Origin of the sequence: Streptomyces sp. NPDC058662 (genome assembly GCF_042716255.1) — a bacterium.
Taxonomy (GTDB): Bacteria; Actinomycetota; Actinomycetes; order Streptomycetales; family Streptomycetaceae; genus Streptomyces.
The window spans coordinates 1-26419 of record NZ_JBHXRU010000066.1 but is presented as its reverse complement, the minus strand read 5'-3'; the positions used below and the strand labels follow the sequence as shown (position 1 = coordinate 26419).

The window sequence follows — 26419 nt, the reverse complement described above, 5'->3', positions numbered from 1 at the left end:
ATTGCACGCCACCGCGGTGATCGGGCGTGCGGGTCCGAAAGACGGCGCGGACCCGCGGCGGCCGGAGCGCAGCCGGTTCCGGAAGGGTCCGGAACCGGCCCTGCGAGATGACCGTCTCTTTACACTCAGTGGGCAAGGGTCCTTGGCGACCCGATTCGGGGGAGGCGAACACTGTGCGGAGATTCGGAGTGGTGACGACGACGGGAACCGTGGACGCGGTGCCCGCGCAGCGCGGACCGCGCGTGCGCGGGGGACGCGAGGGCGCGGCCGGTGCGGGCGCGGGCCTCGTGCGCGACCTGCGCGGACCGAAGGCGCGCGGCCCGCACCGGCTCCGCTTCGACGCGGGCGACATCGTGGTGGTGTCCGGCCTGCCCGGCGGCGGGAAGAGCACGCTGATCCAGCGGGCGGCCGCCGCGGACGGCGCCGTCGACTCGCAGGACACCCGCGAGCGCTGGGAGCGCCGGATGCCCTCGGCACTGCCCTACGCGGTGTACCGCCCGCTCGTGCGGGTCGCGCACTACCGGGGGCTGTGGCGGCTGCTGCGCTCGGGCGCCTCCGTCGTCGTCCACGACTGCGGTACGCAGAGCTGGGTGCGGGGACTGCTCGCGGTCGCCGCGCGCCGCCGCGGCCGCTCCCTGCACCTGCTGCTCCTCGACACCAGCCCCGAGGAGGCCCTCTCGGGGCAGCGGGCGCGCGGCCGGAGCGTGTCGGCGTACGCCTTCGCCCGGCACCGCGGCGCGGTGGGCCGGCTGCTGCGCGAGGCGGAGGCGGGCCGGCCGCCGGCGGGCTGCGCCTCGGCGGTGCTCCTGGACCGGGCCTCGGCGGCCGCCGTGACCGGCATCGACTTCCCCGCGTAGCCTTCGGCTCGACAGGCGGGCGGGACGGGACCACACGGAGGCAGGGCACATGCAGGGCAGCGGCTGGCCGGGGAACGAGCTGGAGCAGGTGCTGGGGGCGGCGCTGGGGCAGCGGGACGCCGGCGCGCGGATCCTGGAAGTACTCGGGCGCAGCCCGGTATGGGTGCCGCTGCCCGCCGGGGGCGGCCCCGAGCCGGGCCCGGCCGGTCTCACCCTGCCCACGATGGACATCGGCGGGCTGGCCTACGTCCCGGTCTACAGCTCCGAGGCCCAGTTCCTCGCCTGTGTCGGACCGGGCATGGACTTCACCGTGGCCCCCGCCGTCGAATTCGCGCGCGGCCTGCCCCCGCAGCTGGGCATCGCGGTGAACCCGGAGGGGGCGGTCGGCGTGCCGCTGCCCCCGCCCGCCGTGGCGGAGCTGTGCCGGACGGGCCGGTCGCCGCTCGACGGACCGGCCGCCGGCGGCCGGGTCCGGCTGTACGAGCCCGACTGGCAGGAGGACCCGGTGGACTTCCTGGCGGCCGCCGCCGAGGAGTTCCGGGCCACGGGCGCCGTCGCCGCCGCGCACCGCTGCCTGGCCAGCGTCGAGGGCGGGGCCCCGGAACTGTTCATCGGTGTCCGACTGGTGGGATGGGAGGCCGAGGCGGGAAACGCCCCGATGGAGGCCCTCGGACGGGCCCTGGCACGCGTACCGGCGCCCTGGCCCGTGCAGTTGATCCTCCTGGACGCGGCGCAGGACCCGGTCACGGACTGGATTCGTGAGCGCGTACGCCCCTTCTACCTGCCGTAGGGCCGCATAAGCTGGTGACATCTCCCGGCCTCGCGTGTGACCGCGCCGGAAACGGGAGGCACGCGTGGAGCGACGGGCGGACGAAGAGGGGTACCGGGTGAGTGCGTCAGGCACGGCCGCGGCCGGGCAGGTCGAGCACATGCTGCGCCAGGTGACTCCGGGGCGCTACGAGAGCTACGAGTCGCTCCTGGGCGCCCTCGCCGAGGGGCGGCTGTGGATGCTGCTCTGGCAGGGGCAGCCGGGATCGCCGGACGCGCAGTACGGCGGCATGGAGGTCGAGGGCCTCGGGTACGCGCCCTGCGTGACCTCCCCGCAGGAGCTGGCGGCCAGCGGCTGGAACCGGGGGTACGAGGTGGTCACGGGCCGGGACATCGCCCGCGCTCTCTACCCGGACCGCTGGGGCCTGTGGCTGAACCCGCACGCCCAGGGCGGCGGCCTCGGCCTCCCCTGGGCCGACCTGCGGCGCATCGCGACCGGCCTCGACCGGATGCCGGCCGGACCGCTGCGGCTGTCCGAGCCCGCCATCGAGCTCCCGCAGTTCTACGGGCTGCTGACCCAGCACGCGCACCGCACCCCGGCCGTCCGGTCGCTGCGGCGCGCGTGGGTGCAGCCGGCGCTGGGATCGCCGTACCTCGCGGTGGGGCTCGACCTGTACGACGCCTCCGCGCCCGCGCTGGAATCGGTGCGGGAGATGATGCGCCAGTCCGTCGGCGCGGTCCCCGAGGGCGTACCCGTGTGCACGGTCGCGCTGGCGGACGAGCACGACCCCGTGGCCATGTGGCTGCGCGCGCGGACCCGGCCGTTCTACGACCGCGAGGGCCAGGCGCCCTCGTACTGAGCAGGTCCGCATACCGAGACATCCGTCTCGAAGGCCGCACCGGACACCACCGGTGCGGCCTTCGTCATATCCGCCGAATCCGCCCAAGAAGCACGCCCGAAAGGGCAGTTGGCCCTGATGCCCGATTCCGCACCGAACGGGCGGTCTCTCACCGCTGAACAGGGCGCGCGGTTCGGATAACGGAAGGTGTAGGCGCAGATCACGGTTGCGCATCACATCCCCGGCAGGTCTGGCGGCCGGTTCGGACGCCGTTGAAGACTCCCCCCACCGAAGGCCGGTCAATCCCGTAAGCACCTGCTCTTCACGTGCACTTCAGGCGCATTCCGTGCCTTCGCACCATCAGTGACGCCGATAGAACGAAGCCGCCACAGCGGCGGGCATGGGCCGGCAACCGTCGGCCGAGAGGGGTCCCCACCACGATGACGGCACCACTGCACGAAACCGACGCGGCAGATCCCGCGGCCGTGGCCGCCCCCGAAGTCCCGCAGAAGGCGATCGAGGGCCGCTCGCCGTGGCAGATCGCCTGGCTGCGGCTCAAGCGTGACAAGGTCGCCCTGGCCGGCGGCGTCATCGTGATCCTGCTGATCCTCGTCGCGCTGTTCGCGCCGCTGATCGTCAAGGCCTTCGGCCACCCGCCGGAGGAGCTGCACGAGGACATGCTGGACCCGCTCCTCGGCCTGCCGGCCGGCGACTGGGGCGGTATCAGCGGCGAGTTCCTGCTCGGGGTCGAGCCGGTCAACGGCCGCGACGTCTTCAGCCGGATCGTCTACGGCGCCCGCATCTCCCTGCTGGTGGCCTTCCTGTCCGCCTTCGTGGCCGTGTCGATGGGCACCTTCTTCGGCATCATCGCCGGCTACTTCGGAGGCTGGGTCGACGCGGCCATCAGCCGCGTCATGGACCTGCTGCTCGCCTTCCCGCAGCTGCTGTTCATCATCGCGCTGATCTCCGTCATCCCGGGCGAGCTGTGGGGCTTCGAGGGGTCCGGCCTGCGGATCGCCGTACTGGTGCTGGTCATCGGCTTCTTCGGCTGGCCCTACATCGGCCGCATCGTGCGCGGACAGACCCTGTCGCTGCGCGAGCGCGAGTACGTCGAGGCCGCGCGCAGCCTGGGAGCCGGCCGGCTGTACATCCTCTTCCGCGAACTGCTTCCCAACCTGGTGGCGCCCATCACCGTCTACTCGACGCTGATGATCCCCACCAACGTGCTGACCGAGGCCGCCCTGAGCTTCCTCGGCGTCGGCGTCAAGCCGCCCACGCCGTCGTGGGGAGAGACCCTCTCCACGGCCGTGCGGACGTACGAGGACGATCCTCTCTTCATGATCTTCCCCGGCGTAGCGATCTTCATCACCGTGCTGGCCTTCAACCTCTTCGGCGACGGCGTCCGCGACGCCCTCGACCCGAAGGGCTCCCGCTAGTACAACCGCAGGTCCCCATCAATCGGCTTCGGGCCGGAAGTACACCGGAACTACAACGGAGGGTTGCGAGCATCGTGACTACCCATCGCACGTCGAAGCGCAGGCTTGCCGCTGGCACGGCCGTCGTGCTCGCCGCCATGCTGACCGCGACCGCCTGTGGCGGCAAGGAGAACACCGAGGACAAGCCGGCCGCCGCCGGCGGGGGCTTCAACTCCGGCATAGGCAAGGTCTCCAACCCTTCCGACAAGAAGGGCGGCGAGCTCAAGTTCGTCGGTACCCAGGAAGCCGACTCGTGGGACCCGCAGCGCGGCTACTACGGCTTCATGTGGGACTTCTCCCGCTACTACGCCCGCCAGCTGATCAGCTTCAAGGCCGCCCCGGGCGCGGAGAGCACCGAGCTCGTCCCCGACCTCGCCACGGCCAAGGCCGAGATCAGTGACGGCGGCAAGACGTACAAGTACACCCTCAAGGACAACGTGACCTGGGAGGACGGCACCCCCGTCACCGCCCAGGACGTCAAGTACGGCATCGAGCGCACCTGGGCCCAGGACGTCATCTCCGGCGGCCCGGTCTACCTGATGCAGGTGCTCGACCCGAAGACCGAGTACCCGGGCCCGTACAAGGACCCCAGCCCGGACAAGCTCGGCCTCAAGGCGATCGAGACCCCGGACGCGAAGACCATCATCTTCAAGCTCCCGCAGCCCAACGGCGACTTCGAGCAGATGCTCGCCATGCCGGCCGCCAGCCCGGTGAAGCAGGAGAAGGACACGGCCGCGAAGTACGGCCTCAAGCCCTTCTCCAACGGTCCGTACAAGATCGACTCGTACGAGCCCAACAAGAGCATGAAGCTCTCGCGCAACGAGAACTACAAGCCCGAGTCGGACACCATCCGCAAGGCGCTCCCGGACACCATCTCGGTCACGTTCATGGCGAACGCGGACGACATGGACAAGCGCCTGATGAACGGCGAGTTCGACCTGGACATCAACGCGACCGGCATCGGCCAGGCGGCCCGCTCCACCGCGCTGAAGGACCACAAGAACAATCTCGACAACGGCCAGACCGGCTTCATCCGCTACGCGGTCTTCCCGCAGACGGTCGCCCCGTTCGACAACATCGACTGCCGCAAGGCCGTCATCTACGCGGCCGACAAGAAGTCCCTGCAGACCGCCCGCGGCGGCCCGCAGGCCGGCGGCGACATCGCCCCCAACATGCTCCCGCTGGGCATCAAGGGCTCCGACGCCTCCTACGACCCGTACGGCGTGCTGAAGGACGACGGCAAGGCCAACATCGCCAAGGCCAAGGAGCACCTGGCCGCCTGCGGCAAGCCCGAGGGCTTCAAGACCACCATCGCGGTCCGCAACAACAAGCCGGTCGAGATCGCCACCGCCGTCTCCCTGCAGAACGCGCTGAAGCAGGTCGGCATCGAGGCCCAGGTCGACCAGTTCGACGGTGCCCAGACCTCCGGCATCATCGGCTCGCCCAAGGTCGTCAAGGACAAGGGCTACGGCATCATCATCATGGGCTGGGGCGCCGACTTCCCGACCGGGCAGGGCTTCTCCCAGCCGCTGGTCGACGGCCGCTTCATCCTGCAGAGCGGCAACAACAACTTCTCCGAGCTGAACGACCCGGCGATCAACAAGCTCTTCGACGACGCCATCGCCGAGACCGACCCGGCCAAGGCCGGCGACATCTACAAGGCGATGAACCAGAAGGTCTCCGAGGCCGCTGTCTACCTCCCCTTCGTCTACGACAAGACGATCACCTGGCGCAGCAGCCGTCTGACGAACGCCTACACCTCCGACGCCTACAACGGCCGGTACGACTACGCCTCCCTCGGCGTCGTCAAGTAGTCATCCGTCAGACCAGGTTGTCCCGTCCAGTATCCAGTGTTCCAGTGCCACACCCGCTAGGCACGAAGGGCAGGTGATGGCCGCGGTGCGGCTTGGGGGCGCTCTCCAGAAGAGGGCGCCCCCGGGCCGCAGCCAGGCCGAGCGCAGTGCTTGCATATCTCATCCGACGGATCTTCGCCGTCATCGTCATGCTGTTGGTCATCTCGCTGGTGACCTTCGGAATCTTCTTCCTCTTCCCGAAGATGATCGGGACGGATCCGGCGCTCTACTTCGTCGGTAAGCAGTCCGACCCCGCCGCCATCGAGGGCATCCGGCAGAAGATGGGTCTCGACGACCCGATCCTCGTCCAGTTCGGCAAGTTCGTCGTCGGGCTGGTGGCGGGTCGCACGTACGCCAACGGCTCCGACGTCACGCAATGCGCCGCGCCCTGCTTCGGATACTCCTTCAAGACCGAGCAGGAGGTGTGGCCGCTGCTGCTCGACTGGTTCCCGGTCACCCTCTCGCTCGCCGCCGGCGCCGTCGTGCTCTGGGTGATCGGCGGTGTCGCCACCGGCGTCATCTCCGCCCTCAAGCGCGGCACCGTCCTGGACCGCTCGGCGATGGGCGTGGCCCTCGCCGGCGTCTCCCTCCCCATCTACTTCACCGGCATGCTCTTCATCGCCTTCTTCTCCGACCAGCTCGGCTGGTTCGGGCGGCCGGAGCAGACCTTCGCCGACGATCCCGCCAAGTGGTTCAACGGCATGGTCCTGCCGTGGGTCTCGCTCGCGTTCCTCTACGCGGCGATGTACGCCCGGCTCACCCGCGCGACCATGCTCGAAGTGCTCAACGAGGACTACATCCGCACCGCCCGCGCCAAGGGGCTGACGGAACCCGTCGTCATCGGCAAGCACGCGATGCGCTCCACGATGACGCCGATCCTGACCGTCCTGGGGCTGGACCTCGGTGCCCTGATGGGCGGCGCCGTCCTGACCGAGTCCACGTTCTCGCTGCACGGCCTCGGATACAACGCGGTCCGTGCGATCAGCGACCACGACCTGCCGGTCATCCTGGGCATCACCTTGATCTCCGCCTTCTTCGTGGTCGCCGCGAACCTCGTCGTCGACCTCATGTACGCGGTGATCGACCCCCGAGTGAGGCTGTCATGACCGACCTGACGAAGACCGCAGCCCTCAACGAGCCGGTCGGCGCCACCACGCCCTCCACCGCCTTCCTGGAGGTCCGCGACCTCAAGGTGCACTTCCCGACCGAGGACGGCCTGGTCAAGTCCGTCGACGGGCTCTCCTTCACGCTGGAGAAGGGCAAGACCCTCGGGATCGTCGGCGAGTCGGGCTCCGGGAAGTCGGTCACCTCGCTGGGCATCATGGGCCTGCACCGCGTCGGCCAGTACGGCCGCCAGCGCGCCCGCATCTCCGGCGAGATCTGGCTCAACGGCAGGGAGCTGCTCTCCGCCGAGGAGGACGAGGTGCGCAAGCTGCGCGGCCGGGAGATCGCGATGATCTTCCAGGACCCGCTGTCCGCGATGCACCCCTACTTCACCGTCGGAAAGCAGATCGCCGAGGCGTACCGGGTCCACCACAAGGTCGACAAGAAGGCCGCCCGCAAGCGTGCCGTGGACCTCCTCGACCGGGTCGGCATCCCCGAGCCGCACAAGCGGGTCGACAGCTACCCGCACGAGTTCTCGGGCGGTATGCGCCAGCGCGCGATGATCGCGATGGCCCTGGTCAACAACCCGGAGCTGCTCATCGCGGACGAGCCGACCACCGCCCTGGACGTCACCGTCCAGGCGCAGATCCTCGACCTGATCAGGGATCTGCAGAAGGAGTTCGGCTCCGCCGTCATCATGATCACGCACGACCTCGGCGTGGTCGCCGAGATGGCCGACGAACTCCTCGTGATGTACGGCGGCCGGTGCGTGGAGCGGGGCACCGCCGAGAAGGTCTTCTACGAACCCCGGCACCCCTACACCTGGGGCCTGCTGGGCTCGATGCCGCGCATCGACCGGGACCAGACCGAGCGCCTCATCCCGGTCAAGGGCTCGCCGCCCAGCCTGATCAACATCCCGAGCGGCTGCGCCTTCAACCCGCGCTGCCCCTACGCCGACGTACCCAAGGGCAACGTGACCCGCACCGTCCGGCCCGAACTCACGGCGCCGGACGAGCCGGGCCAGGACGGCGCCCGCCACTGGTCCGCCTGCCACATGTCGCAGGAGGAGCGGACCCGGATCTGGACCGAAGAGATTGCGCCGAAGCTGTGACCGAGACGCCTGAGACGCCTGGCGCGTCCGACACGCCCGTCATCCCCAAGCAGCAGGACGCGCAGGCTTCCGAGCCCGACCTGCTCCTCAAGGTCACCGGACTGACCAAGCACTTCCCGATCACCAAAGGACTGCTGCGACGCCAGGCCGGCGCGGTCAAGGCCGTCGACGGCATCGACTTCGACGTCCGGCGCGGCGAGACCCTCGGCATCGTGGGCGAGTCCGGCTGCGGCAAGTCGACGATGGGGCGGCTCATCACGCGCCTGCTCGAACCGACCGGCGGCACCGTCGAGTTCGAGGGCAAGGACATCACCCACCTGGGAGTGTCGGGCATGCGCCCGCTGCGCCGCGATGTGCAGATGATCTTCCAGGACCCGTACGGCTCGCTGAACCCGCGCCACACGGTGGGCACCATCGTGAGCGCCCCCTTCAAGCTCCAGAAGGTCACCCCGGAGGGCGGCCTCAAGGCGGAGGTGCAGCGACTGCTGTCGCTGGTGGGACTCAACCCCGAGCACTACAACCGCTACCCGCACGAGTTCTCGGGCGGCCAGCGCCAGCGCATCGGCATCGCGCGGGCCCTCGCGCTGAAGCCGAAGCTGGTGGTCGCGGACGAGCCCGTCTCGGCCCTGGACGTGTCCATCCAGGCCCAGGTGGTCAACCTGCTGGACGACCTCCAGCAGGAGCTCGGCCTCACCTACGTGATCATCGCCCACGACCTGTCGGTCATCCGGCACGTCTCGGACCGGATCGCGGTCATGTACCTCGGCAAGATCGTCGAGCTCGCCGACCGCAAGTCGCTGTACGAGGCGCCGATGCACCCGTACACCACGGCGCTGATGTCGGCCGTGCCCGTGCCGGACCCGCGGCGGCGCGGGGCGAAGAGCGGCCGCATCCTGCTCAAGGGCGATGTGCCGTCGCCCATCTCCCCGCCGAGCGGCTGCCGCTTCCACACGCGGTGCTGGAAGGCCACGCAGGTCTGCACCACGCAGGAGCCGCCGCTGGTGGCCCTCAAGACGGGCCACCAGGTGGCCTGTCACCACCCGGAGAACGCCCCCGACCAGATGCCGGGCGACACGCCCCTGCCGGGTGCGGCCGACGCGGTGGCCACGGTTTCGGAGTAGCGGCCGAAAAAACCGGCGGGGCCGGACGCCGCAACCCGGCCCCTCCCGCCCCGCCGGTGTCACACCGCGGCCTGCCGCCCCCTGCCCTGGGCCCCGGCGTTCGGCGGGTGCGCCGCAGGCGACAATGGCGCAGTGCTCCACGATCTCTTCCCGCCCGGGATCCAGCATGCCCTGGACCTCGCCGGCATCTTCGTCTTCGCCACCGCGGGCGCCCTGCTCGCCGTCCGCAAGAACTTCGACGTCTTCGGCATCGCCGTCCTCGCCCTGGTCACCGCCCTCGGGGGCGGCCTCTTCCGCGACCTCGTCATCGGGGCCACCCCGGCGGCCGCCTTCGGCGAGCTGAGCTTCTTCGTCACCCCGCTGGTCGCCGCCGCCCTCGTCTTCTTCCTGCACCCCGAGGTCCAGCGGATCAACCGCGCGATCAACGTCTTCGACGCGGCCGGCCTCGCCCTGTTCTGTGTGACCGGCACGACCAAGGCGTACGAGTTCGGCCTGGGGCTCACCGCCTCCGCCGCCCTGGGCCTGGCCACCGCGGTCGGCGGCGGCGTCCTGCGCGACGTGCTGGTCAACGAAGTGCCCTCGCTGCTGCGCGACCGCGAGATGTACGCCGTCCCCGCCGTGGTCGGCGCCGCGATGGTGGCCCTGTCGATCCGCTTCGACGTCCTCAACGCCTTCACCACGGGCCTGGCGATCGTCACCACGTTCGTCCTGCGGCTGCTCGCGATGCGCTACCACTGGCGGGCGCCGCTGGCCTGGAACCGCCGCTCCGCGGTGGCCGAGGAGCCCTAGGGGCCAACGTGCGGGCCCCCTGCGCGAGGTGATGCACGAGGGGACGAGCGCGGAAAGCTACCGCTTAGTAGCATCTCGGTGTACCGTCGTTTTCATGTCACACGCAGCTGCCCAGGCATCCATCGGCGACAGCGAGTTCGACCGCGACACCACGATCACCGCCCGCGCGGGTGAGCCCGAGGTGTACGACGCGGAACTCTCCGCCGGCTGGACGATCATCGCCGCCGTCAACGGCGGATACCTGCTCGCCCTGGTCGGCCGGGCCCTGTCGGCGGCCCTGCCGCACCCGGACCCCTTCACCGTGTCCGCGCACTACCTGACTTCCTCCGTGCCCGGCCCCGCCGTGATCCGCACCCAGGTCGTCCGCGTCGGCCGCACCCTCTCCACCGGCCAGGCCTCGCTGTTCCAGTACGACGAGAGCGGGGCCGAGATCGAGCGCATCCGCGTCCTCGCCTCCTACGGGGACCTCTCTACGCTCTCCGACGAGGTGCGGACGGCGGCCCGGCCGCCGGTCATGCCCGCCTACGAGGACTGCCTCGGCCCCGAGGCCGGCCCGGCCCCCATCCCCGGCAGCTCCGCGATCGTGGACCGGCTGCGGCTGCGGCTGGACCCGGCCACGGCGGGCTGGGCCCTCGGCGCCCCCTCGGGCAAGGGCGAGATGCGGGCCTGGTTCGAGCTCGCCGACGGCCGCGACGCCGATCCGCTCTCCCTGCTGCTCGCGGTGGACGCGCTGCCGCCGACCGCCTTCGACCTGGGCCTGATGGGCTGGACACCGACGGTGGAGCTCACCACCCACATCCGCCGCCGCCCCGCTCCGGGCCCGCTCCGGGTGGCCATCGCCACGCGCAACCTGGCCGGCGGCTTCCTGGAGGAGGACGCCGAGGTCTGGGACTCGGCGGACCACCTGGTCGCCCAGTCGCGCCAGCTCGCCCGCGCCCCCCGCCGAGCCTGACGCGGCGGATCGGCGGGGTCCCGCGCGGGCTCCGGACCGCCCCGGGGCACCGCCGGGGACCGGCCGCCCGCCGGGTCCGTAGAATCGCAGGATCATGGCCTACCTCGACCACGCCGCCACCACTCCGATGCTGCCGGAGGCCGCCGCGGCGATGACCGCGCAGTTCGCCGCCACGGGGAACGCCTCCTCCCTGCACGCCGCCGGCCGCCGGGCCCGCCGTACCGTCGAGGAGGCCCGCGAGGCCCTCGCCGAGGCGATCGGCGCCCGCCCGAGCGAGGTGGTCTTCACCGCGGGCGGCACGGAGGCCGACAACCTCGCCGTCAAGGGCCTCTACTGGGCCCGCCGCGACGCGGACCCCGCCCGGACCCGGATCCTCGCCAGCCCCGTCGAGCACCACGCCGTGCTCGACGCCGTCCACTGGCTCGCCGAGCACGAGGGCGCGCGGGTCGAGTACCTGCCCGTGGACCGCTACGGGCGCGTGCACGCCGACGCCTTCCGCGAGGCGGTGGAGCGCGACCCGGACGACGTGGCGCTGGCCACCGTGATGTGGGCCAACAACGAGATCGGCACCGTCATGCCGATCGCCGAACTGGCGGCGACCGCCCGCGAACACGGGATCCCGCTGCACTCCGACGCCGTCCAGGCCTTCGGGCAGCTCGACGTCCGCTTCGGCGACAGCGCCCTGGCCGCGATGACCGTCAGCGGTCACAAGATCGGCGGCCCGTACGGCATCGGCGCCCTGCTCCTGGGCCGCGACCAGAGCCCCGTACCCGTCCTGCACGGCGGCGGCCAGGAGCGGCACGTGCGCTCCGGCACGCTCGACGTCCCGGCCGTCGCCGCCTTCGCGGTGGCCGCCGTCCTCGCCGCCGAGCGGCGCGAGCGCTTCGCCACCGAGATCGGCGGCCTTCGGGACGAGCTGGTGGCCGCCGTCCGGGCGGCCGTGCCGGACGCCGTCCTCGGCGGCGACCCCGACGACCGGCTCCCGGCCAACGCCCACTTCAGCTTCCCCGGCTGCGAGGGGGACTCCCTGCTGCTCCTGCTCGACGCCCAGGGCATCGAGTGCTCCACCGGCTCCGCCTGCACGGCGGGCGTGGCGCAGCCGAGCCACGTCCTGCTGGCCGCCGGCACCGATCCGCGGCTGGCCCGGGGCACTCTGCGCTTCTCCCTCGGCCACACCTCCACCGCGGACGACGTCGCGGCGCTCGCCGCGGCCATCGGACCGGCGGTCGAACGCGCCCGCACCGCGGGCCTCAGCTGACGCCGGGGCCGGCCCTGAGTGCGTCCTGGACGAGGCCGACGTAGCGGTCCCAGTCCCAGTGGCGGCCGGGGTCGGTGTGGTCGGCGCCCGGTACCTCGGAGTGCCCGACGATGTGCGTACGGTCCGCCGGTATCTCGTACCGGCGGCAGATGTCGGCGGCCAGCCGGGCCGAGGACGCGTACATGGCGTCCGTGAAGTCCTTCGGGCGGTCGACGAAGCCGACGTGCTCGATGCCGACGCTGCGCTCGTTCATCGAGCGGTTGCCCGCGTGGAAGGCGACATCGAGCTCGCGGACCATCTGCTCGATGTGGCCGTCCTGACGCACTATGTAGTGCGCCGACGCCTTGTGCCACGGATTCTTGAAGGCGTCCACGGACGAGGCGAAGCCGCCCTGGGTGACATGCACCACGATCCGGTCCACCCGGTAGTCGTCGGGCCGGTCCGCCAGCCGCCAGTTCGCCGGCGAGGCCGCGGTCCAGCTCGCCGCCGCGTGGTCGAGCTCGCCCTCCTTGCGCGGTTTGGCCACTCCCGGCAGCAGCCACCAGGCCCGCGCGATCTCCTCCCGGCCCGCGACAGCCGCCGCCGCGGCCACGCCGAGCCCGCCCAACAGCACGGCCCGGCGACCGGGCGCGCGGCGCCTCCCGGTCTTCCCGTCCGTACCCCTGCCACCTTCGCGAACCATGTGATCCACCCCCCTGAACCCGATAACGCGCTGTGACCCCGCACGGTTCCCCGTACCCTGGACGGTGCTATGACTGAGAACCTGCCGCGCACCCGCCCCCTTCGCGTCCTGGCCGCCATGTCCGGCGGCGTGGACTCCGCCGTCGCCGCCGCCCGCGCGGTCGAAGCCGGGCACGACGTGACCGGCGTCCACCTCGCGCTCTCCGCGAACCCGCAGTCCTTCCGGACCGGGGCCCGCGGCTGCTGCACCATCGAGGACTCCCGCGACGCCCGCCGCGCCGCCGACGTCATCGGCATCCCCTTCTACGTCTGGGACCTGGCCGAGCGGTTCCGCGAGGACGTCGTCGAGGACTTCATCTCCGAGTACGAGGCCGGGCGGACCCCGAACCCCTGCCTCCGCTGCAACGAGAAGATCAAGTTCGCGGCGCTGCTCGACAAGGCCCTGGCGCTCGGCTTCGACGCCGTCTGCACGGGCCACTACGCCACCGTCGTACAGCGCGAGGACGGCTCGCGCGAACTGCACCGCGCCTGCGACATGGCCAAGGACCAGTCGTACGTCCTCGGGGTCCTCGACGAGAAGCAGCTGGCCCACGCCCTCTTCCCGCTCGGTGACACCCTCACCACCAAGGACGAGATCCGGGCCGAGGCGGAGCGGCGCGGGCTGGCGGTGGCGCAGAAGCCCGACAGCCACGACATCTGCTTCATCGCCGACGGCGACACCCAGGGCTTCCTCGCGAACCGCCTCGGCAAGGCCGAGGGCGACATCGTCGACGAGAGCGGCGAGAAGGTCGGCACCCACGAGGGCGCCTTCGGCTTCACGATCGGCCAGCGCAAGGGCCTGCGGATCGGCCACCCCGCGGCCGACGGCAAGCCGCGCTACGTCCTCGACATCTCCCCGGTGAACAACACCGTCACCGTGGGCCCGGCGGAGGCCCTCGACGTCACCGCCCTGACGGCGATCCGCCCCCGCTGGTGCGGATCCGCGGCCGCCGCCCCGGGTACGTACACCGCGCAGCTGCGCGCCCACGGCGGCGAGACCGAGGTCTTCGCCGAACTCGTGGACGGCGAGCTGCGGGTCTCCTTCACCGAGCCGGTCCGGGGCGTTGCCCCCGGCCAGGCGATCGTGCTCTACGACGGCACGCGCGTGGTCGGCTCGGCCACCATCGCGACGACGACGCGGGCGGCGGCGACGACCGTCTGACCGCCCCCCGAGCCGCCGCCCGAGCCCCGGGCGCGGCCGGGCCCGGCCGTTCAGGCGACCGTCAGCACGATCTTGCCGGTGGTGCGGCCCCGCTCGCCGATCTCGTGGGCCCGCGCGGCCTGCTCCAGCGGCAGCACCGTGTCGATCAGCGGCCTCAGCAGGCCCTCGTCCGCGAGGGCGGCGACGGCCTCCAGGCCCTTGAGGTCCGGCTCCACCAGGAGCCAGACGGCCCGCACGTCCCCGGCGTCGGCCGGGACCCCGTCCGGGCCCGGCAGGGTGATCAGGTGGCCGCCGGGCTTGAGCACCTTCAGCGACCGCCGGCCGTGGTCCCCGCCCATCGCGTCGATCACCACGTCCACCCGGGAGACCGCGTCCTCGAAGTCCGTGGTGCGGTAGTCGACGACCTCGTCGGCGCCGAGTCCGCGCAGCAGGTCGTGCTTGGCCGCGCTCGCGGTCCCGATCACGTACGCGCCGCGCGCCTTGGCGATCTGCACCGCCAGGTGGCCCACCCCGCCGGCCGCCGCGTGCACGAGCACCCGCTGTCCGGCCTGCACCCCCGCCGTGTCGACCAGGGCCTGCCAGGCCGTCAGGGCCGCCAGCGGCAGCGCCGCCGCCTGCACGTGGTCCAGTGAGGCCGGCTTGCGGGCGAAGTGCCGTGCGGGAGCGGTGACGTACTCGGCGTACGCGCCGGCCTGCTGCGGGAAGCGGGGCATCCCGTACACCTCGTCCCCGGCCCGGTACAGGGTCACGCCCGGGCCGACCGCCTCGACGGTGCCCGAGACGTCCCAGCCGACCGCGGGGACCGGGCCCCAGGGGATCAGGGCGCCGCTCTCCCGGGTCTTCCAGTCGACGGGGTTCACCCCGGCCGCGTGGACCCGTACCAGGATCTCGCCCATGCCCGGCTCCGGACGCTCGGCCTCGGTCTCGACGAGAACCTCGGGTCCGCCCCACTGACTGACGACGACGGCGCGCATGTACTGCTCCTCTACGTGGTTCCGATGCTGCTGTGACACCAGCTTCGGGCGCGCGGCGCAGGCGCGCTATTGGCCGGACGGCCACCATGTGTCAGGATCTGGCCATGCACAGGATCGCCGTACTCGCCCTCGAAGGCGTCCCCCCGTTCGAGCTCGGGATCCCCTCGCGGGTCTTCGGGAACGCCCTGGACGAGGCAGGGAACGCGCTCTACGAGGTGACCGTCTGCACCGCCGACGGCCGGCCCGTGGCCAGCGACGCGGGCTTCACCGTCGGCGTGTCCGCGGGCCCCGAGGCCCTCGCCGCCGCCGACACCGTGATCGTCACCCCCACCCACGCCATGGACGAGCTCGCGGAGGGCGCGCCCCTGCCGCGGGCACTGGCCGACGCCCTCGCCGCGATCAGGCCCGGCACCCGGCTCGTCTCCATCTGCACCGGCTCCTACGTGCTCGCCGCCGCAGGCCTGCTCGACGGCCGGCCCGCCACCACGCACTGGCTGCACGCGCCCGCCTTCCAGCGGGGCTTCCCCCTGGTCCGCCTCGACGAGGAGGTCCTCTTCGTCGACGACGGCGACATCCTCACCTCCGCCGGCGTGGCCGCCGGCGTCGACCTGTGCCTGTACCTGGTGCGCCAGGACCACGGCACGGCCGTCGCCAACCGCGCCGCACGGCTGTGCGTCGTACCGCCCTGGCGCGACGGAGGGCAGGCCCAGTACATCGACCGGCCCGTGCCCGAGCCGACCGTCGCCACCACCACCGCCACCCGCGCCTGGGCCCTGGAACGCCTCGGCGAGCCGCTCTCCCTGGCCGAGCTGGCCGCCCACGCCCGGATGAGCCTGCGGACCTTCACCCGCCGCTTCCGCGACGAGGTCGGGATGACCCCCGTCCAGTGGCTCACCGCGCAACGCCTGGAACTCGCCCGGCACTTGCTGGAATCCACCGACCTGCCCGTCGACCTCGTCGCCCACCGGGCCGGCTTCGGCTCCGGCAACTCCCTGCGCCAGCACATGCGGACGTCCCTGGGCACGTCCCCGATCGCCTACCGCCGCACCTTCCAGCCGCAGGCCGCGTCCGCCGCATGACCGCCGGGACGGGGGCCGCCCCGGCGACGCCCTGACAGCGCCGGCCCCGCGCCCCGCGGCGCCGGCGGGGCCCGGCGGGGTGCGAGCATGGACACCATGGCTACTCACCTGATCACCGGCGCCGGTTCCGGCATCGGGGCCGCCGTCGCGGCCCGCCTGCACGCCCGCGGCGACGAGCTCGTCCTGCTCGCCCGCGACGCCGCCCGCGCCAAGCAGCTCGTCGAGCGCTTCCCCGGGTCCCGGACGCTGGTCGGCGACCTCGGCGACCCCGACCGGCTCTCGTGGGCCTTCTCCAAGCAGGCCGTCCCCGAGCGCATCGACTCCCTCCTGCACATCGCCGGGATCGTCGACCTCGGGCCGGTCGGCGACCTGCGCCCCAAGACCTGGCACCAGCAGCTCAACGTGAACCTGGTCGCGCCCGCCGAAGTCACCCGGCTGCTGCTGCCCACCCTGCGGGCCTCACGCGCCACCGTCGTCTTCGTCAACTCCGGCGCGGGCCTGCGCGCCCATGCCGAATGGGGTGCGTACGCGGCCTCCAAGCACGGGCTCAAGGCCCTCGCCGACTCGCTGCGCGAGGAGGAGCGGGAGAACGGCATCAGGGTCACCTCGGTCTACCCCGGCCGCACGGCCAGCCCCATGCAGGCCAAGGTGCACTCCCAGGAGGGCAAGGAGTACGACCCGGCCGCCTGGATCGACCCCGAGTCCGTGGCCACCACGATCGTCATGGCCGTCGACCTGCCCCGCGACGCCGAGGTCAACGACCTGTCCGTCCGGCCGGGCCGATGAGCGGCGGGGCGACCGGGATCGGCTCCCTGCCGGGGGGCGACGCCCGCGAGGCGGCCAGGACGGTCACCGGCTCCTTCGAGGACTTCCCGTACCTCGCCGAGCTGCCGGCGCGCGGACCCGGCGCGGACATGATCGGCCGCTCCCTCGGGCTGCTCGTCGACATGTACGCGCACGTCGAGCCGAGCGGCTGGCGGATCAGCGACCGCCCCGGCCGCGACAGCAAGCGGGCCCGGTCCTGGCTGGGGGAGGACCTCGACGCCCTGGAGGAGTTCACCCAGGGGTACACGGGCCGCCTCAAGGTTCAGGCCGTCGGGCCGTGGACGCTGGCCGCCGCACTGGAACTGCACGGCGGCGAGGCCGTGCTCCAGGACGCCGGCGCCTGCCGGGACCTGGCCGGATCACTGGCCGAGGGGCTCCGCGACCACCTGGCCGACGTACGCAAGCGGGTACCCGGCGCCGAGGTCGTGCTCCAGTTCGACGAGCCGTCCCTGACCGCGGTCCTGCTCGGACGAGTCCGCTCCGCGAGCGGCTACCGCACCTACCGCGCCGTCGACCGGCAGGTGGTCGAGGGCACGCTGCGCGAGCTGTTCGCGGTGCAGGAGGGAGAAGTGACCGTCCACTCCTGCGCCCCCGAGGTGCCCTTCGCCCTGCTGCGCCGGGCCGGCGCCACAGGTGTGTCGTTCGATTTCTCGCTGCTCACCGAGCGCGATGACGACGCCATCGGCGAGGCCGTCGAGGGCGGCACGAAACTCTTCGCCGGAGTGGTGCCGGGCACCGACGCCCCGTTGTCGGACCCTGCCGGTAGCGTCATGGGTGTCAGGAAGCTCTGGCGCAGGCTGGGGCTGGCCCCGGGGACTCTGGCGGAGTCCGTCGTGGTCACTCCCTCGTGCGGTCTGGCGGGCGCTTCGCCCGCCTACGCCCGCGCGGTGCAGGCCCATTGCGTCAGGGCGGCGAGGTCGCTCGCCGACAACCCTGAGTGACGGTCGAGGACGGGCCACGGGAGGACACGGCATGGCAGCCGAACAGCAGGACACGGCAGTACCGGCGGCGGTGCGCGAGCAGCACCAGCTGCTCGCCGAGCAGGTCGAGGAGCACCGCTTCCGGTACTACGTGAACGACCAGCCGGTCGTCAGCGACGCCGAGTTCGACACGCTGCTGCGCTCACTGGAGGCACTGGAGGAGCAGTACCCGGAGCTGCGCACGCCCGACTCGCCCACCCAGAAGGTGGCCGGGGCGTACCAGACGGACTTCGCCTCCGTCCAGCACCGGGAGCGGATGCTCTCCCTCGACAACGCCTTCGACGAGGAGGAGCTGGCGGCCTGGGCCGAGCGCGTCGCCCGGGACGCCAACACCTCCGACTACCACTACCTGTGCGAGCTGAAGGTGGACGGCCTCGCCGTCAACCTCACCTACGAGAACGGGCGGCTCACCCGCGCCGCCACCCGCGGCGACGGCCGCACCGGCGAGGACATCACGCCCAACGTCCGCACCATCGCCGAGATCCCGGACCGGCTCCGGGGCGACCGGATCCCGGCCCTGGTCGAGATCCGCGGCGAGGTCTACTTCCCGATGGAGAAGTTCGAGGAGCTGAACGCGCGGCTCGTCGAGGCCGAGGGCAAGCCCTTCGCGAACCCCCGCAACGCCGCCGCCGGCTCGCTGCGCCAGAAGGACCCGAAGGTCACCGCCGGACGCCCGCTGCACATGGTCGTGCACGGCATCGGCGCCCGCGAGGGCTTCGAGATCGAGTACCAGTCGCAGGCCTACGAGCTGCTGCGCGAGTGGGGCCTGCCCACGGCGCGGTACAACAAGGTGGTCTCCAGCCTCGACGAGGTGCGGGAGTTCATCGCCCACTTCGGCGAGAACCGCCACTCCGTGCAGCACGAGATCGACGGCGTGGTCGTCAAGCTCGACGAGATCGCCCTCCAGGGCCGGCTGGGCTCCACGGCCCGCGCCCCGCGCTGGGCCATCGCCTGGAAGTACGCGCCCGAGGAGGTCAACAGCAAGCTGATCGACATCAAGGTCGGCGTCGGCCGCACCGGCCGCGTGACCCCGTACGCGCAGGTGGAACCGGTCACGGTGGCGGGCTCCGAGGTCGAGTTCGCGACCCTGCACAACCAGGAGGTCGTCAAGGCCAAGGGCGTGCTCATCGGGGACACCGTCGTCCTGCGCAAGGCGGGCGATGTCATCCCCGAGATCCTCGGCCCGGTGGTGGACCTGCGCGACGGCAGCGAGCGGGAGTTCGTGATGCCGTCCGAGTGCCCCGAGTGCGGTACGCCGCTGCGCCCGATGAAGGAGGGGGACATCGACGTCCGGTGCCCCAACGCGCAGACGTGCCCGGCCCAGTTGCGCGAACGGCTCTTCTACCTGGTCGGCCGCCAGAGCCTGGACATCGAGAACTTCGGCATGGTCGCGGCGGCCGCGCTGACCGGCCCGCTGGAGCCGGCCCGGCCGCCGCTGCTGGACGAGGGCGACCTCTTCGGGCTGACCATCGAGCAGCTGCTGCCCATCAAGGCGTACGTCCTGGACCAGGACAGCGGGCTGCCCAAGCGGGACCCGAAGACGGGCGAGGAGAAGATCGCCACCGTGTTCGCCAACCAGAAGGGCGAGCCGAGGAAGAACGCCCTGGCGATGCTGGAGAACATCGAGGCCGCCAAGCAGCGCCCGCTCGCCCGGATCATCAACGGCCTGTCGATCCGTCATGTCGGTCCGGTCGCCGCCGAGGCGCTCGCACGCGAGTTCCGGTCGATCGACGCGATCAGGAACGCCACCGAGGAGGCGCTGACCGCGACCGAGGGGGTCGGGGCCATCATCGCCGGCTCCCTCAAGGAGTGGTTCGCCGAGCCGTGGCACGAGGAGATCCTGCGCAAGTGGCGGGAGGCGGGCGTCCGGATGGAGGAGGAGGGCTCCGGCGAGGAGGAGGGTCCGCGCCCGCTGGAGGGCCTGACCATCGTCGTCACGGGCACGCTGCAGAGCCATACGCGGGACGGCGCCAAGGAGGCGCTGCAGAGCCGGGGCGCCAAGGTCACCGGGTCCGTCTCGAAGAAGACCTCGTTCGTCGTCGTCGGCGACAACCCGGGCTCCAAGTACGACAAGGCCGTGCAGTTGAAGCTCTCCATCCTCGACGACGCCGGGTTCGCGGTCCTCCTGGAGCAGGGCCCCGACGCGGCGCGGGAAGCCGCGCTGCCGCTGGACGACGGCGCCGCGGCGGAGTAAGTACCACGGGTGGAGGCACCGCGACGGAGTAGCGGGGGCGAACGGATGCGCGTGGTACGGCCGTACGGGCGGGCGTACGCCCGGCGCGGCGAGCGGTGGTAAACGGCTGGTACACGCCTGGTGACCGGGCGGTGAGCTGTCGGATCATCGGACGCATGGCAGGAAAGTCCTGGTCCAAACTCACCCGTTCGGCGGATACCGTACTGATGAGGATGGCTGGGTCGCATTCGGGCAACCACCGCCGACCGCTGCCCCTGGGAGCCTCTCGCGTCCTACTGTTGAGGGGTGTGCCCGTCGTGCACGGCTGCGTGACGCGCTTCCGGCCGTGACGGCGTGGCAACGGGGCCATCGCGTGACATCGGCATAGCCGGCTGTGAGAGGGACGGGCATGAAACCCACCGAGAGCGCCGACCCGTCACCTGAACTCGGCGGGGACCCCCCGTCCGCGCGGGCGGGCCGGCTCGGTGTCCTGGGCGCCAGGACACCGGAGACGCGCCCGCTCGACACCGGAGCGTGCGCCACCGGCCGGCGCAGCGCGCTGCCGTTCGTCATCGTCGGCCTGTCGGTCGTGGCGCTCTGCGCCGGCGTCGTGTCCGCGCTGACCGGCCGTCAGGCGGTCTTCCCCGGGGGGACGGTCGGCTGGGCGCTCGCCCTGCTCACCGGGATCATCGTCGGCCACCTGGTCGCTCTGGGCCGCGAGCGCTGGTGGGGCGGAACCGGATCCGGCGCCGCGCTCACCCTCGGCGTCCTCCTCCTCTACGGATGGGTGCCCGCCGGACTCGTCTCGCTGGCCGTGGTCACCCTGGTCGGGGCGGCCCGCCGGCACCGCTGGCGGCAGGGCCTGCTGCACGGCGCCGTCGACATCCTCGGTATCGGTGCGGGCGCCCTCGTCCTCTCCGCCTTCGGCGAGTCCCCGAGCGTCGAGACCCCCTGGCGGCCCACCACCTGGGGGCCGGACGCCGTCCCCGAGGTGATCCTGGTCGCCGTCACCTACCTGCTCGTCACCAAGCTCCTGCTGTGGATCGCGCTGGCCCCGCGCGGCGGCGGCCTGCCCACGGTCGCCCGTACGGCCCTGGTCCGGCAGGCACTGCTGGCCGTCGCCCTGCTCGGCATCGCCCCGCTGATCTGCGTCGTCGCCGTCACGCAGCCCGTGCTGCTGCCGCTCTTCGCCGTACCGCTGATCGCGCTCGACTCCACCCTGTGGATCGCCCGCGCCCGCGCCGAGGAGCAGCTGCGGGACCCGCTGACCGGTCTGCCGAACCGGCAGTGGCTGCTGGAGCGGGCCTGGACCGCGCTGGACGAGGCCGAACGGTCGGGCACGCGCGCGGCACTCGTCCTGATCGACCTGGACCGCTTCCGCGCGGTCAACGACACCCTCGGGCACCTCGCGGGCGACCGGCTGCTGCTCCAGATCGCCGACCGGCTGCGCCAGGCCCTGCCCGAGGACGCCGAGGCGGCCCGGCTCGGCGGCGACGAGTTCGCGGTGCTGCTGCCCGTCGCCGACTCCACCACCAGCGCCCAGCGGATCGCCCGCCACCTGGTCGCGGAGCTCAGCTCCCCGCTCGACCTGGACGGCCTCACCCTGGTCCTGGAGGCCAGTGCGGGCCTCGCCGTCTTCCCCGACCACGCGCTCGACGCGGAGGGCCTCCTGCGGCGCGCGGACGTGGCCATGTACCAGGCCAAACGCGACCGCACAGGCGTGGAGGTGTACGAGTCCAAGCGCGACAGCAACACCCCGGACCGCCTCGGACTCCTCGGCGACCTGCGCCGGGCCCTGGACGCCGGCGAGGTGGAGCTCCACTACCAGCCGAAGGTCCGCTTCGACGGCCAGGTCGCGGGGCTGGAGGCCCTGGTGCGCTGGGTGCACCCCGAGCGCGGCCGGGTCTCCCCGGACGAGTTCATCGCGATCGCCGAGACCTCCGGCCTGATGCCCCACCTGACGGAGTACGTCCTGGAGACGGCCCTCGCCCAGGTGGCGCGCTGGCGGGCGCAGGGCCTCAAGGTCCCGGTGGCCGTCAACGTCTCCCCGCGCGACGTGCACACCCCGGGCTTCGCCGGGGCCGTGGCCGCCCGGCTGGCCCGGCACGGGGTCCCGGCGAGCGGGCTGCAGCTGGAGATAACGGAGCACGTCCTGCTGGAGGACCCGCAGCGGGCGGCGGACACCATGGCCGGGCTCACCGGCCACGGCGTCAAGATGTCCCTGGACGACTTCGGCACCGGCTACTCCTCACTGGTCCACCTGCGCCGGCTGCCGGTCAGCGAACTGAAGATCGACCGGTCCTTCGTGGGCCGGCTGGCCGTCGACGCGCAGGACGCGGAGATCGTCCGCTGCACGGTGGACCTGGCGCACTCCCTGGGCCTGCTGGTCGTGGCCGAGGGCGTCGAGGACGACGAGACTTGGGAGCGGCTGCGGGACCTCGGCTGCGACGCGGTGCAGGGGTGGCTGGTCGCCGCCGCGATGCCGCCGCAGGAGGCCACGGCCTGGCTGCTGGCGCGCGGCGAGCGCGGCTGGCGCCGCCCGGCGGACATCTCGGCCGAGCTCGCGGCCGCCGAGGCCGACGCGGGCTGACGCACCGCCGGGCGCCCGGGCGCGGGTCCCGGCGGCGCCCGGAAGGGCCCGCGCGGCGGCGGCGCGCGGGCGCGCCGTACCGCTCCGGGGGAAACCGTTTCGTGGTGAGCGGGCCGCGCCCCATAGGATTGGGCCCGACACCTACACGCTCACCACCCCCAGAGGATCGCTGCATGCCTGGCATCACGCGCGAGGAGGTCGCCCACCTCGCTCGGCTGGCACGTCTGGAGCTCAAGGCCGAAGAGTTGGACCACTTCGCCGGACAGCTCGACGACATCATCGGCGCGGTCGCCCGCGTATCCGAGGTCGCCGACCAAGACGTCCCGCCGACCTCCCACCCGCTGCCGCTGACGAACGTCATGCGCGCGGACGAGGTCCGTCCTTCGCTCACCCCCGAGCAGGCGCTCTCCGGTGCTCCCGCCCAGGAGCAGCAGCGTTTCAAGGTGCCGCAGATCCTGGGGGAGGACTAACCGCCATGACGGACATCATCAAGCTCACCGCCGCGCAGACCGCCGAGAAGATCGCTTCCGGCGAGCTCACGGCCGTCGAGGTGGCCGAGGCCCACCTGGCCCGCATCGACGCCACCGACGAGAAGGTGCACGCCTTCCTCCACGTCGACCGCGAAGGCGCCCTGGCCCAGGCCCGGGCCGTCGACGCGAAGCGCGCGGCCGGCGAGAAGCTCGGCCCGCTGGCCGGCGTACCGCTGGCCCTCAAGGACATCTTCACCACCGTCGGGGTCCCGACCACCGTCGGTTCGAAGATCCTCGAAGGCTGGATCCCGCCCTACGACGCCACCCTGACGCGCAAGCTGAAGGACGCCGGCGTCGTCATCCTCGGCAAGACCAACATGGACGAGTTCGCCATGGGGTCCTCCACCGAGAACAGCGCCTACGGCCCCACCGGCAACCCCTGGGACCTCACCCGGATCCCCGGCGGCTCCGGCGGCGGCAGCGCGGCGGCCCTCGCGGCCTTCCAGGCGCCCCTGGCGATCGGCACGGACACCGGCGGCTCCATCCGCCAGCCCGCCGCCGTCACCGCCACGGTCGGCGTGAAGCCGACCTACGGCGGCGTCTCCCGCTACGGCATGGTCGCCTTCAGCAGCAGCCTCGACCAGGGCGGCCCGTGCGCCCGTACGGTCCTGGACGCGGCGCTCCTGCACGAGGTCATCGCCGGCCACGACCCGCTCGACTCCACGTCCGTCGACGCCCCGGTCCCGCCGGTCGTCGAGGCGGCCCGCAACGGCTCGGTCGCCGGTATGCGCGTCGGTGTGGTCAAGCAGTTCGCCGGCGAGGGCTACCAGGCCGGCGTCGTCCAGCGGTTCAACGAGTCGGTGGAGCTCCTCAAGGAGCTCGGCGCCGAGATCGTCGAGCTGGACTGCCCGTCCTTCGACCTCGCCATGGCCGCCTACTACCTGATCGCGCCGTCCGAGGCCTCCTCCAACCTGGCCCGGTTCGACGCCATGCGCTACGGCCTGCGCGTCGGCGACGACGGCACCCGGTCCGCCGAGGACGTCACCGCCCTGACCCGCGAAGCCGGCTTCGGCGACGAGGTCAAGCGCCGCATCATCCTCGGTACGTACGCGCTCAGCTCCGGCTACTACGACGCGTACTACGGCTCCGCCCAGAAGGTCCGCACCCTCATCACGCAGGACTTCGAGAAGTCCTTCGAGCGGGTCGACGTGATCGTCTCCCCGACGACCCCGACCACCGCCTTCCCGATCGGTGAGCGCAGCGACGACCCCCTCGCCATGTACCTCGCGGACCTGTGCACCATCCCGACCAACCTGGCCGGCAACGCCGCCATGTCGCTCCCCTGCGGCCTGGCGCCGGAGGACGGCCTCCCGGTCGGGCTGCAAATCATCGCCCCCGCGATGAAGGACGACCGGCTGTACAAGGTCGGCGCGGCCGTCGAGGCCGCCTTCGTCGCCCGTTGGGGTCACCCGCTGCTTGAGGAGGCACCGTCCCTGTGAGCACCAGTGCACTGTCCAAGGCCAAGGGCTTCAAGAAGTCCAAGACCGGCACCTACCTGTCGATCGGCACCACCGCTTTCGGTGCCCTCAGCGTCATCAAGCAGGCCAGGAAGGCCCACACCGAGAACGACGTGCTGAAGCTGGTCGACGCCGCAGTGTCCGCCGCCGCCATCATCACCGGCCTCGCGATCCTGTACCGCGAGCTGAAGCGCCTCGGCGACGACGACGTCCTGCTGGGCTGAGAGGGAACATCCGTGAGCTTCACTGAACTGCTGTCGTACGAGGACGCTCTCTCCTCGTACGACCCCGTCATGGGCCTGGAGGTCCATGTCGAGCTCGGCACCAGGACCAAGATGTTCTGCGGCTGCTCGACCGAGCTGGGCGCCGAGCCCAACTCGCAGACCTGCCCGGTCTGCCTGGGCCTGCCCGGCGCGCTGCCGGTCGTCAACGAGATCGGCATCGAGTCCGCCATCAAGATCGGCCTCGCGCTGAACTGCGAGATCGCCGAGTGGTGCCGCTTCGCCCGGAAGAACTACTTCTATCCGGACATGCCGAAGAACTTCCAGACCTCGCAGTACGACGAGCCGATCGCCTTCAACGGCTTCCTCGACGTGCAGCTGGAGGACGGCGAGATCTTCCGCGTGGAGATCGAGCGCGCCCACATGGAGGAGGACACCGGCAAGTCGCTGCACGTCGGCGGCGCCACCGGCCGTATCCACGGCGCGTCGCACTCCCTGCTGGACTACAACCGCGCCGGCATCCCGCTCATCGAGATCGTCACCAAGCCCATCGAGGGCGCGGGCGAGCGGGCCCCCGAGGTCGCCAAGGCGTACGTCGCCGAGCTGCGCGAGGTCATCAAGGCGCTCGGCGTCTCCGAGGCCCGCATGGACAAGGGCCAGATGCGCTGCGACGTGAACCTGTCGCTGCGCCCCACCCCCGAGGCGCCGTTCGGCACCCGCAGCGAGACGAAGAACGTCAACTCGCTGCGCTCCGTCGAGCGCGCGGCCCGCTTCGAGATCCAGCGCCACGCGGCGGTGCTCTCGTCGGGCGGCTCGATCGTGCAGGAGACCCGGCACTTCCACGAGGAGGACGGCTCCACCACGGCCGGCCGCATCAAGGACAACGCCGAGGACTACCGCTACTTCCCGGAGCCCGACCTGGTGCCCGTGGCCCCGGCCCGCACCTGGGTCGAGGAGCTGCGCGGCGGTCTGCCCGAGATGCCGCGGGTGCGCCGCAACCGGCTCCGCGAGGAGTGGGGCGTCACCGAGCACGACATGCAGTCGATCCTCAACGCCGGCGCGGTGGACTCCATCGTCGCCACGATCGAGGCGGGCGCCGACTCGGCCGCCGCGCGCAAGTGGTGGATGGGCGAGCTGGCCCGCAACGCCAACGAGCAGGGCGTCGTCGTGGACGAGCTGCCGATCACCCCGGCCCAGGTGGCCCGGGTGGCGGCCCTGGTCGCGGCCGGTGAGCTGAACGACAAGCTGGCCCGGCAGGTCCTGGAAGGCGTCCTCGCCGGCGAGGGCACCCCGGACGAGGTCGTCGAGAAGCGCGGCCTGAAGGTCGTCTCGGACGAGGGCGCGCTGGGCGCGGCCGTGGACGAGGCCATCGCGGGCAACGCCGCCATCGCGGACAAGATCCGCGGCGGCAAGGTCGCCGCCGTCGGCGCCCTGGTCGGCGCGGTCATGAAGACCACGCGCGGCCAGGCCGACGCGGCTCGCGTCAAGGAGCTCATCCTGGAGCGCCTGGGCGTGACGGAGGGCTGAGCGGCCGCCGTCGCGTCCCGTACGAAGGGGCGGTGCCCGGGGAGACCCGCGGCC

Annotated in this window: 23 protein-coding genes; 21 read left to right on the top strand and 2 right to left on the bottom strand. The window is 72.1% G+C overall.

Annotation, left to right across the window (positions count from 1 at the left end; all coding sequences use genetic code 11):
• Positions 1–191 precede the first annotated feature (191 nt).
• The 11 genes from ACFWUQ_RS21770 (at position 192) to ACFWUQ_RS21720 (ending at position 12127) form a co-directional block, all read left to right on the top strand.
• Entirely contained in the window at positions 192–857 is a 666-nt protein-coding gene (locus ACFWUQ_RS21770; RefSeq protein ID WP_384540423.1) for an AAA family ATPase, read from the top strand.
• A 49-nt stretch (positions 858–906) separates the two neighbouring features.
• Positions 907–1647, top strand: a complete 741-nt coding sequence (locus ACFWUQ_RS21765; RefSeq protein WP_384540420.1) for an enhanced serine sensitivity protein SseB — start codon at positions 907–909, stop codon at positions 1645–1647.
• A gap of 97 nt (positions 1648–1744) precedes the next feature.
• The gene (locus ACFWUQ_RS21760; protein WP_384540417.1) at positions 1745–2485 is read left to right on the top strand and encodes an enhanced serine sensitivity protein SseB C-terminal domain-containing protein; all 741 of its coding nucleotides are present in this window, start codon (positions 1745–1747) and stop codon (positions 2483–2485) included.
• 419 nt (positions 2486–2904) lie between these two features.
• Entirely contained in the window at positions 2905–3900 is a 996-nt protein-coding gene (locus ACFWUQ_RS21755; RefSeq protein ID WP_384540415.1) for an ABC transporter permease, read from the top strand.
• 74 nt (positions 3901–3974) lie between these two features.
• On the top strand, positions 3975–5753 hold the full coding sequence (locus tag ACFWUQ_RS21750) for an ABC transporter substrate-binding protein (RefSeq protein WP_384540412.1): 1779 nt from the start codon (positions 3975–3977) through the stop codon (positions 5751–5753).
• A 146-nt stretch (positions 5754–5899) separates the two neighbouring features.
• The gene (locus tag ACFWUQ_RS21745) at positions 5900–6898 is read left to right on the top strand and encodes an ABC transporter permease (RefSeq protein WP_384540410.1); all 999 of its coding nucleotides are present in this window, start codon (positions 5900–5902) and stop codon (positions 6896–6898) included.
• Positions 6895–8007 (top strand): ABC transporter ATP-binding protein, encoded by a 1113-nt coding sequence (locus ACFWUQ_RS21740; protein ID WP_384540407.1) that lies wholly within the window; start codon positions 6895–6897, stop codon positions 8005–8007. Before ACFWUQ_RS21745 ends, ACFWUQ_RS21740 begins: the two co-directional genes overlap by 4 nt.
• Positions 8008–8048: 41 nt before the next feature.
• A complete protein-coding gene (locus tag ACFWUQ_RS21735) occupies positions 8049–9128 on the top strand; it encodes an ABC transporter ATP-binding protein (RefSeq protein WP_384540445.1) in 1080 nt (359 codons plus the stop codon).
• 132 nt (positions 9129–9260) lie between these two features.
• On the top strand, positions 9261–9917 hold the full coding sequence (locus ACFWUQ_RS21730; RefSeq protein ID WP_384540403.1) for a trimeric intracellular cation channel family protein: 657 nt from the start codon (positions 9261–9263) through the stop codon (positions 9915–9917).
• A 94-nt stretch (positions 9918–10011) separates the two neighbouring features.
• Positions 10012–10869, top strand: coding sequence for a thioesterase family protein (locus ACFWUQ_RS21725; protein ID WP_384540400.1), 858 nt, complete (start codon positions 10012–10014; stop codon positions 10867–10869).
• A 94-nt stretch (positions 10870–10963) separates the two neighbouring features.
• Positions 10964–12127 carry a cysteine desulfurase family protein gene (locus ACFWUQ_RS21720; RefSeq protein ID WP_384540397.1) on the top strand — a complete coding sequence of 388 codons (1164 nt, stop codon included), beginning with the start codon at positions 10964–10966 and terminating at the stop codon, positions 12125–12127.
• Here the strand turns inward: ACFWUQ_RS21720 and ACFWUQ_RS21715 are convergent.
• The gene (locus ACFWUQ_RS21715; RefSeq protein ID WP_384540394.1) at positions 12120–12809 is read right to left on the bottom strand and encodes an N-acetylmuramoyl-L-alanine amidase; all 690 of its coding nucleotides are present in this window, start codon (positions 12807–12809) and stop codon (positions 12120–12122) included. The genes ACFWUQ_RS21720 and ACFWUQ_RS21715 overlap by 8 nt on opposite strands.
• A gap of 69 nt (positions 12810–12878) precedes the next feature.
• Here ACFWUQ_RS21715 and mnmA point away from each other — a divergent pair, with 69 nt between their 5' ends.
• The gene (mnmA, locus tag ACFWUQ_RS21710; RefSeq protein ID WP_384540391.1) at positions 12879–14009 is read left to right on the top strand and encodes a tRNA 2-thiouridine(34) synthase MnmA; all 1131 of its coding nucleotides are present in this window, start codon (positions 12879–12881) and stop codon (positions 14007–14009) included.
• Positions 14010–14059: 50 nt separating this feature from the next.
• Here the strand turns inward: mnmA and ACFWUQ_RS21705 are convergent, their stop codons facing one another.
• On the bottom strand, positions 14060–14983 hold the full coding sequence (locus tag ACFWUQ_RS21705) for an NADP-dependent oxidoreductase (protein WP_384540389.1): 924 nt from the start codon (positions 14981–14983) through the stop codon (positions 14060–14062).
• 104 nt (positions 14984–15087) lie between these two features.
• Between ACFWUQ_RS21705 and ACFWUQ_RS21700 the strand changes: the two genes are divergently transcribed.
• From ACFWUQ_RS21700 to gatB, 9 genes are all read left to right on the top strand, one after another.
• Positions 15088–16062 (top strand): GlxA family transcriptional regulator, encoded by a 975-nt coding sequence (locus ACFWUQ_RS21700; RefSeq protein ID WP_384540387.1) that lies wholly within the window; start codon positions 15088–15090, stop codon positions 16060–16062.
• Positions 16063–16158: 96 nt separating this feature from the next.
• Positions 16159–16848, top strand: a complete 690-nt coding sequence (locus tag ACFWUQ_RS21695) for an SDR family oxidoreductase (protein ID WP_384540384.1) — start codon at positions 16159–16161, stop codon at positions 16846–16848.
• On the top strand, positions 16845–17828 hold the full coding sequence (locus ACFWUQ_RS21690) for a methionine synthase (protein WP_384540381.1): 984 nt from the start codon (positions 16845–16847) through the stop codon (positions 17826–17828). The genes ACFWUQ_RS21695 and ACFWUQ_RS21690 overlap by 4 nt, the downstream gene beginning before the upstream one ends.
• Before the next feature lie 31 nt (positions 17829–17859).
• Positions 17860–20061 (top strand): NAD-dependent DNA ligase LigA, encoded by a 2202-nt coding sequence (ligA, locus tag ACFWUQ_RS21685; protein WP_384540379.1) that lies wholly within the window; start codon positions 17860–17862, stop codon positions 20059–20061.
• A gap of 388 nt (positions 20062–20449) precedes the next feature.
• On the top strand, positions 20450–22630 hold the full coding sequence (locus tag ACFWUQ_RS21680) for a putative bifunctional diguanylate cyclase/phosphodiesterase (protein ID WP_384540378.1): 2181 nt from the start codon (positions 20450–20452) through the stop codon (positions 22628–22630).
• A gap of 173 nt (positions 22631–22803) precedes the next feature.
• The gene (gene gatC / locus ACFWUQ_RS21675; protein WP_010984178.1) at positions 22804–23100 is read left to right on the top strand and encodes an Asp-tRNA(Asn)/Glu-tRNA(Gln) amidotransferase subunit GatC; all 297 of its coding nucleotides are present in this window, start codon (positions 22804–22806) and stop codon (positions 23098–23100) included.
• Positions 23101–23105: 5 nt separating this feature from the next.
• Positions 23106–24599: an Asp-tRNA(Asn)/Glu-tRNA(Gln) amidotransferase subunit GatA gene (gene gatA / locus ACFWUQ_RS21670; RefSeq protein ID WP_384540376.1), complete on the top strand. Its 1494-nt coding sequence runs from the start codon at positions 23106–23108 to the stop codon at positions 24597–24599.
• Positions 24596–24841: a hypothetical protein gene (locus ACFWUQ_RS21665; RefSeq protein WP_384540373.1), complete on the top strand. Its 246-nt coding sequence runs from the start codon at positions 24596–24598 to the stop codon at positions 24839–24841. The genes gatA and ACFWUQ_RS21665 overlap by 4 nt, the downstream gene beginning before the upstream one ends.
• A 12-nt stretch (positions 24842–24853) precedes the next feature.
• Complete coding sequence (gene gatB, locus ACFWUQ_RS21660; RefSeq protein WP_384540371.1) at positions 24854–26365, top strand: Asp-tRNA(Asn)/Glu-tRNA(Gln) amidotransferase subunit GatB; 1512 nt, start codon at positions 24854–24856, stop codon at positions 26363–26365.
• The last annotated feature ends 54 nt before the right edge of the window (positions 26366–26419 follow it).

Bases quoted from the DNA above. Each gene is read 5' to 3' on its own strand.
- ACFWUQ_RS21765 (WP_384540420.1), top strand. From the start codon at position 907: ATGCAGGGCAGCGGCTGGCCGGGGAACGAGCTGGAGCAGGTGCTGGGG.
- ACFWUQ_RS21755 (WP_384540415.1), top strand. From the start codon at position 2,905: ATGACGGCACCACTGCACGAAACCGACGCGGCAGATCCCGCGGCCGTG.
- ACFWUQ_RS21740 (WP_384540407.1), top strand. From the start codon at position 6,895: ATGACCGACCTGACGAAGACCGCAGCCCTCAACGAGCCGGTCGGCGCC.
- ACFWUQ_RS21725 (WP_384540400.1), top strand. From the start codon at position 10,012: ATGTCACACGCAGCTGCCCAGGCATCCATCGGCGACAGCGAGTTCGAC.
- ACFWUQ_RS21720 (WP_384540397.1), top strand. From the start codon at position 10,964: ATGGCCTACCTCGACCACGCCGCCACCACTCCGATGCTGCCGGAGGCC.
- ACFWUQ_RS21715 (WP_384540394.1), bottom strand. From the start codon at position 12,809: ATGGTTCGCGAAGGTGGCAGGGGTACGGACGGGAAGACCGGGAGGCGC.
- mnmA (WP_384540391.1), top strand. From the start codon at position 12,879: ATGACTGAGAACCTGCCGCGCACCCGCCCCCTTCGCGTCCTGGCCGCC.
- ACFWUQ_RS21705 (WP_384540389.1), bottom strand. From the start codon at position 14,983: ATGCGCGCCGTCGTCGTCAGTCAGTGGGGCGGACCCGAGGTTCTCGTC.
- ACFWUQ_RS21700 (WP_384540387.1), top strand. From the start codon at position 15,088: ATGCACAGGATCGCCGTACTCGCCCTCGAAGGCGTCCCCCCGTTCGAG.
- ACFWUQ_RS21695 (WP_384540384.1), top strand. From the start codon at position 16,159: ATGGCTACTCACCTGATCACCGGCGCCGGTTCCGGCATCGGGGCCGCC.
- ACFWUQ_RS21690 (WP_384540381.1), top strand. From the start codon at position 16,845: ATGAGCGGCGGGGCGACCGGGATCGGCTCCCTGCCGGGGGGCGACGCC.
- ligA (WP_384540379.1), top strand. From the start codon at position 17,860: ATGGCAGCCGAACAGCAGGACACGGCAGTACCGGCGGCGGTGCGCGAG.
- ACFWUQ_RS21680 (WP_384540378.1), top strand. From the start codon at position 20,450: ATGAAACCCACCGAGAGCGCCGACCCGTCACCTGAACTCGGCGGGGAC.
- gatC (WP_010984178.1), top strand. From the start codon at position 22,804: ATGCCTGGCATCACGCGCGAGGAGGTCGCCCACCTCGCTCGGCTGGCA.
- gatA (WP_384540376.1), top strand. From the start codon at position 23,106: ATGACGGACATCATCAAGCTCACCGCCGCGCAGACCGCCGAGAAGATC.